The organism is Mangrovibacter sp. MFB070, assembly GCF_000705335.1.
Lineage (GTDB): Bacteria > Pseudomonadota > Gammaproteobacteria > Enterobacterales > Enterobacteriaceae > Mangrovibacter > Mangrovibacter plantisponsor.
In genome coordinates this window covers 104,739-118,361 of sequence record NZ_JJMI01000050.1, presented here as the reverse complement: position 1 = coordinate 118,361, position 13,623 = coordinate 104,739, and the positions used below count along the sequence as shown (strand labels likewise).

Below are 13,623 nucleotides of genomic sequence, written 5' to 3'. Positions count from 1 at the left end.
GTATGAAGTTCTGGCGCCTGGGTATTACTGGCAAATTATTTATTGCTATTCTGTCCACCTGCATTCTGTTGCTTATCACCATGCACTGGGCAGTACGTGTCAGCTTTGAACGGGGCTTTATTGATTACATTAAGCACGGTAACCAACAGCGATTAGTACTGCTGCGGGACACCCTGGCGGAACAGTATGCCATCCATGGGAACTGGCGCTTCCTGCGCCACAATGACAGGTTTATGTTCCAGCTTTTGCGCTCCTTTGACCGCGATCTGGCCGGTGCACCAATGCCCCCTCCGCGCGCGGAGGAACGAAATATGGAACAATATACGCCTGCTTTAGGAGCCCAGGATGAAAACGATGTTGCCATGCCAGGTGACGGCGGGCCTGGCAACATGGATCATGGGCAGCCCGATCCCTTTGCGCCCAACAGCGAACCACCTCGTGAGGATAACGGCGATCCCCATGGCCCGGGGCCGGGAATGGATCCACTCCATGGCTGGCGCACACAATTTTGGGTTCTGGATCAAAAAAGCCGCCTGTTGGTTGGCCCTCCCTTCCCTATTCCGCCAGACAGCAACCGGGAGCCGATTAAATTCAACGATACTACCGTTGGCTGGGTGGTGGCTTCCCCGGTTGAACGCCTGACCAGAACCACAGATATCAGCTTTGATCGCCAGCAACGGCGTACCAGTTGGCTGATAGTCGCACTGGCAACATTAATGGCTGCCGGCGCCACATTCCCGCTGGCCCGTGGGTTACTGGCACCGGTGAAGCGCCTGGTGGAAGGGACACACAAATTAGCTGCAGGTGACTTCAGTACCCGGGTAGAGCAAAGCAGCAACGATGAACTCGGCCGGCTTGCCAGTGACTTTAATCAACTTGCCAGCACGCTTGAGAAAAACCAGCAAATGCGCCAGGCCTTTATGGCGGATATTTCCCATGAACTGCGCACACCACTGGCAGTATTGCGTGGCGAACTGGAAGCGATTCAGGATGGCGTGCGCAAATTTACCCCTGAATCTGTTGCCTCGCTGCAGGCCGAAGTGGGTACGCTGACCAAACTGGTTAATGACCTGCACCAGTTATCGATGTCTGACCAGGGTGCTCTGGCCTACCAGCGCCGCCACATTGAGGTGATTTCTCTGGTGGAAATGGCCGCAGGTGCATTTCGTGAACGCTTTAACAGCCACGGCTTAAGCATCAGCCTGAGTTTGCCAGACAGTGCCACATTGTTTGGCGACCCGGATCGTTTGATGCAATTATTCAACAACCTGCTGGAAAACAGCCTGCGCTATACTGACAGCGGTGGCGGGCTGTCCATTAATGGTCGGATACAGAATGGCACACTCAACCTGCAATTCGCTGACAGTGGCCCGGGGGTTACAGATGAACAGCTTGCACAATTATTTGAGCGGTTTTATCGTGCTGAAGGTTCGCGTAACCGGGCCAGTGGCGGCTCTGGTTTAGGTTTGGCCATTTGCCAGAATATTGTGGAAGCCCATGGTGGTAAAATTTCCGCCGGGCACGCCGCTGCCGGGGGCATCAGTATTGATGTCACCTTACCTTTAGAGAGTGAAACACAGAGAAGCGTATGAGCGAATTCCCGATTGATGAAAATGCACCACAGATCCTGATTGTGGAAGATGAGCCAAAACTGGGCCAGTTGCTTATCGATTATCTGCGGGCGGCAAGCTATGCTCCAACCCTGGTTAACCATGGAGATCTGGTGGTTCCTTATGTGCGCCAGACCCCGCCGGATCTTATCCTGTTAGATCTGATGTTACCGGGTACAGATGGCCTGACAATTTGCAAAGAGATCCGCCGTTTTTCCGATGTACCTATTATTATGGTCACCGCAAAAATTGAAGAGATAGACCGCCTGTTGGGGCTGGAAATTGGCGCGGATGATTATATCTGTAAGCCCTACAGCCCACGTGAGGTTGTTGCCCGGGTTAAAACCATTCTGCGCCGCTGCCAGCCAAAAGCGTTTCAGAGCGACACAGATACTGGCCCAACACTGAAAATCGATGAAAGCCGTTTTCAGGCCAGTTGGAATAACAAAGCGCTGGATCTCACCCCGGCAGAGTTTCGCCTGCTAAAAACCCTTGCCCATGAGCCGGGCAAAGTCTTCTCCCGTGAACAGTTGCTGAACCATCTTTATGATGATTACCGGGTGGTCACAGACCGTACCATAGACAGCCACATCAAAAACCTGCGCCGCAAACTGGAAGCGTTGGATGAAGAACAGCCATTTATCCGTGCTGTTTACGGTGTGGGCTACCGCTGGGAAGCCGACCCCTGCCAGTTTCTGTAACACCCACCGGGCGTGCTGACGCCCGGGTTTATTTCCCCTGCAGCAAGCGCTACAATGCCCGCCCTGAAAGTGTGGCATTACGCCGCATACCTGCCGTTTCACCTGGTGAAGCGGTTCTGACCTGACATCAGAAAGAGCCCAACATGTTTAAACCGGAATTACTTTCTCCGGCGGGAACGCTGAAAAATATGCGTTACGCCTTCGCTTATGGCGCAGATGCCGTTTATGCGGGACAACCTCGTTACAGCCTGCGGGTGCGTAACAACGAATTCAACCACGAAAACCTTGCACTGGGGATTAATGAAGCCCATTCGCTTGGGAAAAAGTTTTATGTCGTGGTGAATATTGCCCCCCATAACGCCAAACTGAAAACCTTTATTCGCGACCTGAAACCCGTTGTGGATATGGGCCCGGATGCGCTCATCATGTCTGATCCTGGTTTAATCATGATGGTTCGTGAAGCCTTCCCGGAGATAGCCATTCACCTTTCCGTACAGGCGAATGCGGTGAACTGGGCGACGGTAAAATTCTGGAAACAGATGGGGCTGACCCGGGTCATTCTTTCCCGCGAGCTTTCTTTAGAAGAAATTGCAGAAATTCGTGAACAGGTTCCGGAAATGGAACTGGAAGTATTCGTACACGGTGCATTATGCATGGCTTATTCAGGCCGCTGCCTGCTTTCTGGTTATATCAATAAGCGCGACCCGAATCAGGGCACCTGTACTAATGCCTGCCGCTGGGAATACAAAGTACAGGAAGGCAAAGAAGACGATATCGGTAATATTGTACATGTGCATGAACCCATTCCGGTACAGAATGTAGACCCAACGCTCGGAGCTGGCGCGCCAACCGACAAAGTGTTCATGATTGAAGAAAGCCAGCGCCCGGGTGAATATATGACCGCGTTCGAAGACGAACACGGCACCTATATTATGAACTCCAAAGATTTGCGTGCCATTCAGCATGTTGAGCGCTTAACCCAGTTGGGTGTGCATTCGCTGAAAATTGAAGGGCGCACCAAATCGTTTTACTACTGCGCCCGTACCGCTCAGGTATACCGCCGGGCCATTGATGATGCCGCTGCCGGGAAACCTTTCGACCCGTCGTTACTGGAAACACTGGAAGGTCTGGCACACCGTGGCTATACCGAAGGTTTTCTGCGCCGCCACACCCACGACAGCTACCAGAACTATGAATACGGGTATTCAGTTTCCGACCGCCAGCAGTTTGTCGGGGAATTTACCGGAGAGCGGAACGGCGAGCTTGCTGCCGTGGCGGTAAAAAATAAATTCAGCAAAGGCGACAGCCTGGAATTAATGACGCCACAGGGCAACATCAGCTTCACACTGGAACATATGGAAAACGGTAAAGGCCAGCCAATGGACGTGGCTCCGGGCGATGGCTACACAGTCTGGCTGCCCGTTCCGGCAGACCTGGCGCTGGAATATGGCCTGTTGATGCGTAACCTGGCGGGGCAAACTACCCGTAATCCGCACGCAAAGTAACAGCCAACGGGTGTTCATGTATACCAGCGTGCTAACCTTAGAACTGGATCACATACGTGACGGTTTAATATGGATATTATTAGCACGCTGAAAAACATAACCCATAAATGCTAGTTGTACCAGGAACCACCTCCTTAGCCTGTGTAATCTCCCTTACGCAGGCTTATTTTTTTATGTGCTCCACTAAAAGCTAACGTCTGCGTATAACCCACCTGAATAGCCGGTATCAGGCTTGTTGTATCTGGCATAACAACGCTGGTGTGCCTTTGTATTCCCTCCCCTGTGGCATCCTGATGCTGCTGCTGTCTGCTTTATAAATCGCCTGGCTATTCGGAACAATATTTGGCGAATGGTGATATTCCCTTCATACGCGCCATACCAAAGCGCCATATTTAAATCAGGGGGAAAATAAAATTAACCGTTTTCTGTTTAATATACTCTTTCTCTTTCATGCTCTGGTTGAATGAACATGATATTAATTATCACTTCATATTTTATGGCAATAAAGAAGTTATTGTACCCATAACTATTCAGGCTTAATGTGCGGTTAATACGGAGGGAATAAATTATTTGCCAGCACAGCCTGTTATATATTAGTAATGTGTGGTGTTTAATCAGTGCTTAAAAGGGAAACTGAAACATGCATCTGGAACGACACAGTATCGAACGAGTGGGATGGCTAAGGGCTGCCGTATTAGGTGCAAATGATGGCATCGTCTCAACAGCAAGTCTTGTCCTTGGCATTGCTTCGGCAGGCAGTTCATCTTCAGGTATTTTACTGGCAGGAATTGCCGGGCTTGTTGCCGGTGCCATGTCGATGGCGACAGGGGAATATGTCTCAGTTTCGTCCCAGACAGACACAGAGCGTGCCGCTCTCGCGCAGGAGAAGAAGGAGTTGCAGGCTGACTATGAAGGCGAGGTTCATGAACTCACTTCTTTGTATATACAGCGTGGTGTTGAACCAGTTCTGGCTCACAAGGTGGCATTACAACTTATGGAAAAAGATGCTCTTGATGCTCATTCCCGTGAAGAGCTGGGGCTTACAGAAACGAATTCGGCACGCCCCCTGCAGGCAGCAATTTTTTCAGCGGCGAGTTTTTCTGCAGGTGCTCTGTTGCCTTTAATCGTCGCATGGCTGGCTCCATCCACACTGGTTTTTCCGTTTGTCATTCTTTCCACCCTCGTAGCACTGACTTTCCTCGGGTATATTTCATCCGTTGCGGGCAAGGCATCGCCACTGAAAGCAATGCTCAGAATCACTTTCTGGAGCGCAATGGCAATGGCTTTATCCATGGGAGCAGGAACACTCGCAGGCCAGGTTCTGGCTTAGCTCAGTATTTAATATGCTGAAGATGTATGGCTGAAAGTATGCGCACATCTGAGAGAAAACGTATTACGTGAATATTGCCCCTGATTTGGGTTATTTCAACAGTGAGTTAGCTCTGGTGCAAGAAAAAAAGTGTGTACACCGAAAATACTTTGTAACTTATTGAGCTGAACAGCATGTTCCCGCCACATCAACCTGGCACACAGCCATTCATCATTATATTAAGTTGCAATACTTTTCCTCTTGCATTCTGTTGGCATCCATTTTTTAAAAGAAAAATCGTTTTGTTAAGCTGCCGTTTAACTTTCCCCAACTGTTATTTGTTGCGAATAACCTGATGGGCGAGTAATTTATTTTGGCATGAACAATTCGTGCTTTTCACAGGAGATAAGTTTCTTTCTTCTAACAGACAGTCTTATTGTTTTCTACTTTTCTGAATGTGAGCAGGCAGCACAGTTTTCTGGGTGTTTAAAGTGCTGCATCCGGCCACAGACAGTTAAAAAAACCTTTAATATCCTGTGGATAGCATGTCCGCGGCAGTGTGTCCATATTACTGACAATTACATTTCGTAATGGGCAGTGTGTTAATTTATTAATCAAAGCGATAGCAAAAAATGGGTAAATTATTGATAACGGGTTGCACCGGGTTTCTTGGTGGCTGTGTTTTAAGTTATGCGCTAAAAAAATATAATATTAAGGATATTTTAATATTAGCCAGAACAGCAGAAAACTACCCGGCATTAACACGAGTACAAGATAACCTTGCTCGTTTTGGGCTTTCTCCTGAGATAACCAGCCAACTCACTGGTAGTAATATTATTGAAGGTGATTTAGCTCAACCTGAGCTGTTTCTGAACAACCCATATCTGAATGAAGTCACGCATGTAATTAACTGTGCAGCAGTTGCATCGTTTGGTAAGAACCCATTGATCTGGAAAGTGAATGTAGAAGGTACTTTTGCTTTCGCAAAAAGAATGTCAGAAATTGCTTCATTGCAGCGCTTTGTGCATGTTGGCACCGCCATGTCCTGTTTGCCAACACCGGGGCACAATATTAAAGAATCACTCATCATAGCCGACGACTCTCAACATATTGTTGACTATACTCGCGCCAAGGCAGCAATTGAACGGAAAATGCGTGAAGAGTTACCACAACTCCCGTTAGTAATTGCCCGACCGTCAATTATTGTTGGTCATTCAGAGTTAGGTTGCCAGCCATCAAGCAGTATTTTTTGGGTGTTTAAAATGGCACTTACTCTGGGTAAATTTATGTGTAATTTACAAGACAGAATTGATGTAGTGCCGGTTGATTTTTGTGCTGAAGCGTTACTGGCATTAACAGAAAATGAAAATGTCAAAAACGAAATATACCATATTTCAGCAGGGCCGGAATACAGTGTAAATTTTGCTGAAATAGACCAGGCGATGGCCCAGGCCGGGGGGACGGAACCGATAGCAGATAATTATCGGATGGTGGATATGGGGTATTTTATGGGGATTCGTAAATCCTTCCCATTACTTTTCGGCGAGTGCAATGAACGGATTATACTCAGAGCGATTAATCTCTATGGCCAGTTCTCCCGCCTGAATGTTACTTTTGACAATACTCAACTGCTCCACCTGGGTGTTTCAGCTCCGCGTAAGTTTACGTCTTACATTGATAAGTGTGTGGATTCAACTCGCGGGCAAAGTGTGACGGAAATGATGGCCTGCGACTTTAAATAACAAAAATTTGTTAAATGGCAATAGATTTTCCGGGCTTTAAGGATGCGGTTTGCTGAATGTACAGCATAAACCATTACCCGGGATCTAATACCTGTATGGTGCGGTGAAAGCGGTTGTAGCAGACCACGCAATGGCGGGCATCGCACCATTTCCGGTGGTGTATAGCAGAAATAACTAAAACCTTTACACAGGCTTATTTTTCCCTCCAGTTTTCAGGCTGTTCTGACGATAACAATCTCTATATAGCACTACACTTTGGGTGTGGAGCACTTTACAGGGAATACAAGCCATGAAAACACTTGCCTCTTCCATGCTAATTCTTAATGGCAAACTTGCTAATGATCCCATTTTACGGGATACCATTCATCAGTTTCGTGAACGAGGGTTTGATCTCCACGTCCGTGTGACCTGGGAGTTTGGTGATGCAGAGCGGTTTGTTAATGAAGCTCACCACCTGAAAATCGAAAACGTCATTGCCGGGGGCGGCGACGGTACGCTGAACGAAGTGGTCAATGGTATTTACAAGCTGGAAGAAAAATCACGCCCAATCCTGGGGATTTTGCCGCTGGGAACCGCTAATGATTTTGCCACGGCGGCCGGGATCCCGGATGCCCTGAATAATGCACTGATGCTGGCAATCAATGGCCGCCCGCGCCAGATTGACCTGGTCCAGGTTAACCGTGGCCGCTGCTTTATTAATATGGCATCTGGTGGGTTCGGTACCAAAGTGACCAACGATACCCCGGAAACCATGAAAGCAACCTTCGGTGGGGTTTCCTATCTGATCCATGGGATCCTGCGCCTGGATAAACTGGCTCCGGATCATTGCGAAATTCGCAGTGGCGATTTCCTCTGGGAAGGTGATGCCCTGATTATGGGGATAGGTAATGGCCGCCAGGCTGGTGGCGGGCAGTTACTTTGCCCGGGAGCGTTAATTAACGACGGTATGCTGAACCTGCGTATTTTTACCGGGGAGTCTCTGGTTCCCACCCTGCTCAGCACTTTGGCACGCAGTGAAGATGAAGAACATATGATAGAAGCCAGTGGCAGCTGGTTTGAAATCCGGGCTGAACACACCATGACGTTTAACCTGGATGGTGAGCCAATCAGCGGTAACCAGTTTTCCCTGGTGGTGAAACCAGGCGCTGTTTTCTGCCGCCTGCCCCCGGACTGCCCGTTACTGAAATAATACCAGCGCGCCCCGGCATCTTACCGGGGCGCTTTCAATAAAAGTTATCTTGTTTTGAATGTAAACGGCTCAGGCAATAGTGACCTGTTTACTGAGGTACACGTCCTGCACGGCATTAATCAGTTTAACCCCGTCGGCCATAGATTTTTTAAACGCTTTACGCCCCAGAATTAACCCCATACCACCAGCACGCTTGTTAATAACGGCAGTGCGCACCGCATCAGCGAAATCGGTTTCGCCACCTGCGGCGCCACCTGAGTTAATTAACCCGGCACGGCCCATGTAGCAATTCGCCAGTTGGTAACGTACCAGGTCTATGGGGTTTTCCGTGGTGAGTTTGCTGTAGACGCGTTCGTCGGTGTAACCAAAATTAACAGCTTTGTAGCCGCCATTGTTTTCAGCCATTTTCTGCTTAACTATATCAGCCCCAATAGTGGCTGCGATGTGGTTCGCCTGGCCGGTAAGGTCGGCGCTGGCATGGTAATCCACGCCATCTTTTTTGAATGCCGGGTTACGCAAATAAGCCCACAGCACCGTCACCAGCCCCAGTTCATGGGCACGCTCAAATGCCGCAGAGATTTCTTCTATCTGGCGGCGGGACTCTTCTGAACCAAAGTAAATCGTAGCCCCTACCGCTACCGCCCCCAGGTTAAATGCCTGCTCTACGCTTGCGTACAGCGTCTGGTCATAAGTCGTTGGGTAGCTCAGAGTTTCGTTATGGTTCAGCTTCATCAGAAATGGAATGCGGTGAGCATAGCGGCGGGAAACCGAAGCCAGCACGCCATAAGTGGAAGCCACACAGTTGCAACCGGCTTCAATCGCCAGTTCCACAATGTTTTTGGGATCGAAATAGAGAGGGTTGGCAGCAAATGACGCACCGGCCGAATGCTCAATCCCCTGGTCAACCGGCAGTATCGACAAGTAGCCGGTGCCGGCCAGGCGGCCTGTGTTATAGAGCGTCTGCATGTTACGCAGTACAGCCGGTGGGCGGTTGTTGTCCACCATAACCCGGTCCACATAATCCGGGCCGGGCAGGTAAAGTTGTTCGGCGGAAATCGTCATACAACGGTGTTGCAGCAGGTTATCGGCGTCATTTCCAAGAAACTGAATAATATCGGTCATCATAAACTCCATTATTTGTCTCTGTTTGCCAGCGAACAATGCCTGAAACAAGCCGCCTTACCGCAGAAGAATTCACTGCCAGGAGCAGCCTGAACCCGGCTCATCATTCGCTGAGAAATATAACCGTAGCAGATTTTCAGGGGAGCCCCTTGTGTAAAAATGACATCCTGTAACTTCCCGTTAGCCCTGGTTTCAGGGGGAAGTGCTGGTTTACCCCTCTCGTGTACCTCTCTCACAAAACCAATATGGGTGCACACTGAATGGAACAGCTTCTCCAGCGTGCAGCCTTGCTTTCGACACACACCACCGGCCGATTTGTGTACAACAAAACTGTTACACTGATCAAGTAATCATCACAAAGGTATTTCAAAGGTATTATTGAATGGTATTTTAAAGGAGTACCCTATCTGACATGAAGGATTAAACAATGAAAACCAAAGTCCAACTGTCATTCATGATGTTTGTTGAATGGTTTATCTGGGGCGCGTGGTTTGTGCCACTGTGGTTATGGCTCAGTAAAAGCGGCTTTACCGCAGGTGAAATTGGCTGGTCATATGCCTGCACTGCTATTGCTGCAATCCTCTCGCCTATCCTGGTCGGTTCACTGACCGACCGCTTCTTCGCAGCGCAGAAAGTGCTGGCGTTATTGATGTTTGCTGGTGCCGTACTGATGTACTTCGCCGCACAGCAAACCCAGTTCAGTAGCTTCTTCCCGTTACTGCTGGCTTACTCGCTGACGTATATGCCTACCATCGCACTAACCAACAGCATCGCTTTTGCCAACGTGGATGACGTGGAGGCCGACTTCCCACGCATTCGTGTGATGGGAACCATAGGCTGGATAGCCTCCGGGCTGGCATGCGGCTTCCTGCCGCAGATGTTGGGCTATAACGACATTTCGGATACCAATGTCCCCTTGCTGATGACCGCAGGAAGCTCCGCGTTGCTTGGTGTTTTTGCCTTGTTCCTGCCGAATACGCCACCAAAGAGCACCGGCAAGCTGGATTTCAGAGTGATGCTCGGGCTGGATGCACTGATCCTTCTGCGTGACAAAAACTTCCTGGTGTTCTTCTTCTGCTCGTTCCTGTTCGCAATGCCGCTGGCGTTTTACTACATCTTTGCCAACGGTTATCTCACAGAAGTAGGCATGAAAAACGCCACCGGCTGGATGACGCTTGGCCAGTTCTCAGAAATCTTCTTTATGCTGGCGCTGCCATTCTTCACCAAACGCTTTGGTATTAAGAAGGTCTTACTGCTGGGCCTTATCACTGCGGCTATTCGCTATGGTTTCTTTGTCTACGGTGGCGCAGAGCAATACTTCACTTATGCCCTGTTGTTCCTCGGCATCTTGTTACACGGCGTGAGTTATGACTTCTACTACGTAACGGCGTACATCTATGTGGATAAAAAAGCGCCGGTACATATGCGAACTGCCGCACAGGGTTTGATTACGCTGTGCTGCCAGGGCTTTGGCAGCCTGCTGGGTTACCGACTGGGCGGTGTGATGATGGAGAAAATGTTCGCCCTGAATCCGCCGGTGAATGGGCAGACCTTCAACTGGGCCGGGATGTGGACATTCGGCGCAGTCATGATTGCCGTGATAGCCATACTGTTTATGCTGTTTTTCCGCGAATCGGATAAAGAGATCACCGCAATTGAGGTGGTTGATAGCGATAACGCGCTGACACAAGGGGAAGTTAAATGAAACAAGAACGTGTTCTCGGTGCTCTTTATGGGCAGGCGTTAGGGGATGCGATGGGCATGCCATCTGAGCTGTGGCCAAGAAAGCGCGTCAAAGCGCACTTTGGCTGGATCGACCGCTTTTTACCTGGCCCCACAGAGAACAATGCCGCCTGCTATTTTAACCAGGCTGAGTTTACTGACGACACCTCCATGGCGCTTTGCCTGGCTGATGCCATTATTGAATGTGACGGGCAGATCAACGCCGATGTCATCGGCAAGCATATTTTGCGCTGGGCAGAATCATTCGACGCCTTTAACAAGAATGTATTAGGCCCAACCTCTAAAATTGCACTGAACGCCATTCGTGACGGGAAACCGGTGAGCAAGCTGGAAAACAACGGTGTGACCAACGGCGCAGCGATGCGTGCTTCACCATTGGGTTGCCTGTTACCGGCCACCCATCTGGCACAGTTTGTTGACCAGGTGGCTCTGGCCTCCAGCCCAACGCATAAATCCGACCTGGCGATTGCCGGTGCTGTAGTAGTTGCCTGGGCGGTTTCCCGCGCTATTGACGGTGAAAGCTGGCAAAGCATTGCTGATGCCCTGCCCGGTATCGCCCGTTATGCGCAGGAAGCCAAACCAACTACTTTCAGCCCATCACTGGCGGCCCGCCTGGAACTGGCACTCAAAACCGTCCGCGAAGCAAACGGCACTGAATCCGCCAGCGAACAGGTTTATCAGTTGGTTGGTGCCGGTACCAACACCATCGAATCCGTTCCGGCAGCCATTGCAATGGTGGAGCTGGCCGGAACCGACCCGAACCGCTGCGCAGTTTTATGCGCCAACCTGGGCGGCGATACAGACACCATTGGCGCAATGGCAACCGCCATTTGCGGCGCGTTGCACGGGGTACAGGCGATTAACCCGTCCTTTAAATCTGAACTCGACGCTGTTAATCAGCTCGATTTCACCAGGTATTGCGCTGCACTGTTGCGCTATCGGGAGCAAAGGGAGGATGTATGAATTCAGGTTTTGCCCACCAGCTTGAAACACTGCATGCCACACGCCCGCTTACTGTGCTGGGTGCAGCAGTCATTGACGTGATTGCGGACGCCTGGGCTTTACCGTGGAGCGGTTGCGATATCGAGCTAAAACAACAAGGGGTTAATATTGGTGGCTGTGCACTGAATATCGCCATCGCCCTGAAACGGCTGGGTATTGCCGCGCAAAATGCCCTGCCCGTGGGGCACGGTGTGTGGGCCGATATCATTCGCAACGCAATGGCAAAGCAGAGTCTTCATAGCGTGGTAGAAGCTGAAACGGGTGATAACGGTTGGTGCCTGGCACTTGTTGAGCCGGACGGCGAACGCACATTTATGTCCTTCAGTGGCGTAGAAAACCAGTGGCAACCAGCGTGGCTGGCTCAACTCGATGTGCCCCCAGGCAGCCTCGTTTATCTTTCCGGATATCAACTGGTATCGCCGTGCGGTGAACTGTTGACGACCTGGCTGGAAGGATTGCCGGATGTAACCGCGTTTATTGATTTCGGCCCGCGTCTTGCCGATATCTCTGATGCGCTGATGGCACGGATTATGGCCTGCCGCCCCGTAGTTTCGCTGAACCGCCAGGAAGCGCAGATTGCCGCCGGGCGCCTGGGTGTGGCGGAGGAACAACTGGGAGAGGCATGGCAGCAACGGTTTGCCTCTGCACTGATTGTTCGCCATGACAAAGAAGGAGCCACCTGGTACGACGGCACTGAATCGGGCTATGTTCCGGCATTTCAGGCAACCGTTGTGGATACTATCGGCGCAGGCGACAGCCATGCAGGCGGAACGCTGGCGGGCCTTGCCGCGGGTTGGACTCTGGCTGATTCAGTAAGGCTTGGCAACGCAGTGGCAGCCTGGGTTGTCAGCCATCGTGGCGGAGACTGCGCCCCAACGCGTGAGGAGTTACTCCTCGCACACAAAGACGTATAGATCGCTGCGGCAGTAGCTGATGCTGTACTCAACCGGCCGGTGTTGCTGGTCAAGCGCCACTTGCTTAATCACCAGCACCGGTATTTTGTCATCCATACTGATATGTTCCTGAAATTCGCTGTCCGGCATGCGGGCGCTGACGCGTGAGCGGGTGCGCTGAGGGAATATATTCTGGCTGCGAAAGTAGTCGTACAACGAGATACCAATCGCATCGGGATCATGGATTAACCCCGCCGGCACCCAGGACTCCTCAATTGACACCGCGTCTTCATCGACATAGCGAATACGCTTAAGCAAAAAAACATCGCTTTGCGGCGCAACCGACAACTGGCTGGCTACCTCTTCCGGGCATTTCACCACCCGTTTATTGACCCACAAAGTATTCGGTTTTTTACCACGCAACACCACCTGCTGAGAAAAACCGCGCGCCTCTTTCAGGGAATATTCAAAGATATTGTTGATTTGCGTGCCGTAACCACGAGCGCGGGTTACCACGCCCTCTTCTTCCAGCGCCTGCATCGCTTTGCGTACCGTGATCCGCGACACCCCGGTCAGCTGGCTCAGGTCTCGCTCACCTGGCAGGATATTGCCATGCTCCAGCAGGCCACTGCGCACCGCGTTTTTTACCGTTTCGGCAAATTTAAGGTACAGCGGCGTGTTGTCGGGCGCGGCAATCCGTTCATTAAGGTGAGCAATTAACCGGGTATGCGCTTGTTCCATCTCTGTTTTTCTCTGGCCGGGGTTTCATGCCAGTATACCCTAAATAATTCGAATTGCAGGAAGGTG

11 protein-coding genes are annotated in these 13,623 nt (G+C 50.6%); 9 read left to right on the top strand and 2 right to left on the bottom strand.

Translation table 11 applies throughout. From position 1 onward, the window contains the following. Window positions 1–2: 2 nt before the first annotated feature. The 6 genes from baeS to yegS all read left to right on the top strand — a co-directional run bounded on the left by baeS (window position 3) and on the right by yegS (window position 8,056). The gene (baeS, locus tag DT73_RS21540) at window positions 3–1,592 is read left to right on the top strand and encodes a two-component system sensor histidine kinase BaeS (RefSeq protein WP_036114987.1); all 1,590 of its coding nucleotides are present in this window, start codon (window positions 3–5) and stop codon (window positions 1,590–1,592) included. Beyond that, a complete protein-coding gene (gene baeR / locus DT73_RS21535; protein ID WP_036114984.1) occupies window positions 1,589–2,311 on the top strand; it encodes a two-component system response regulator BaeR in 723 nt (240 codons plus the stop codon). Before baeS ends, baeR begins: the two co-directional genes overlap by 4 nt. Window positions 2,312–2,454: 143 nt before the next feature. After that, window positions 2,455–3,816 (top strand): tRNA 5-hydroxyuridine modification protein YegQ, encoded by a 1,362-nt coding sequence (gene yegQ / locus DT73_RS21530; protein WP_036114979.1) that lies wholly within the window; start codon window positions 2,455–2,457, stop codon window positions 3,814–3,816. Between the two features lie 640 nt (window positions 3,817–4,456). Next, entirely contained in the window at window positions 4,457–5,146 is a 690-nt protein-coding gene (locus DT73_RS21525) for a VIT family protein (RefSeq protein ID WP_036114977.1), read from the top strand. Between the two features lie 611 nt (window positions 5,147–5,757). Next, complete coding sequence (locus DT73_RS21520; RefSeq protein ID WP_036114974.1) at window positions 5,758–6,867, top strand: SDR family oxidoreductase; 1,110 nt, start codon at window positions 5,758–5,760, stop codon at window positions 6,865–6,867. Window positions 6,868–7,156: 289 nt separating this feature from the next. Continuing rightward, a complete protein-coding gene (yegS, locus tag DT73_RS21515) occupies window positions 7,157–8,056 on the top strand; it encodes a lipid kinase YegS (RefSeq protein ID WP_036114972.1) in 900 nt (299 codons plus the stop codon). Between the two features lie 69 nt (window positions 8,057–8,125). Here yegS and fbaB read toward each other — a convergent pair whose 3' ends face one another. After that, window positions 8,126–9,178, bottom strand: a complete 1,053-nt coding sequence (fbaB, locus tag DT73_RS21510) for a class I fructose-bisphosphate aldolase (protein WP_036114969.1) — start codon at window positions 9,176–9,178, stop codon at window positions 8,126–8,128. Window positions 9,179–9,605: 427 nt separating this feature from the next. Here fbaB and DT73_RS21505 point away from each other — a divergent pair, with 427 nt between their 5' ends. From DT73_RS21505 to DT73_RS21495, 3 genes are read left to right on the top strand one after another with little or no spacing between them, the layout of a single operon-like run. After that, window positions 9,606–10,883, top strand: a complete 1,278-nt coding sequence (locus tag DT73_RS21505; RefSeq protein WP_036114966.1) for a nucleoside permease — start codon at window positions 9,606–9,608, stop codon at window positions 10,881–10,883. Further along, complete coding sequence (locus DT73_RS21500; RefSeq protein ID WP_036114962.1) at window positions 10,880–11,884, top strand: ADP-ribosylglycohydrolase family protein; 1,005 nt, start codon at window positions 10,880–10,882, stop codon at window positions 11,882–11,884. The genes DT73_RS21505 and DT73_RS21500 overlap by 4 nt, the downstream gene beginning before the upstream one ends. Beyond that, a complete protein-coding gene (locus tag DT73_RS21495; protein ID WP_036114959.1) occupies window positions 11,881–12,837 on the top strand; it encodes a PfkB family carbohydrate kinase in 957 nt (318 codons plus the stop codon). The genes DT73_RS21500 and DT73_RS21495 overlap by 4 nt, the downstream gene beginning before the upstream one ends. Here DT73_RS21495 and DT73_RS21490 read toward each other — a convergent pair. Then, on the bottom strand, window positions 12,811–13,557 hold the full coding sequence (locus tag DT73_RS21490) for a GntR family transcriptional regulator (protein ID WP_036114956.1): 747 nt from the start codon (window positions 13,555–13,557) through the stop codon (window positions 12,811–12,813). The two genes, DT73_RS21495 and DT73_RS21490, sit on opposite strands and share 27 nt — an antisense overlap. Window positions 13,558–13,623 lie beyond the last annotated feature (66 nt).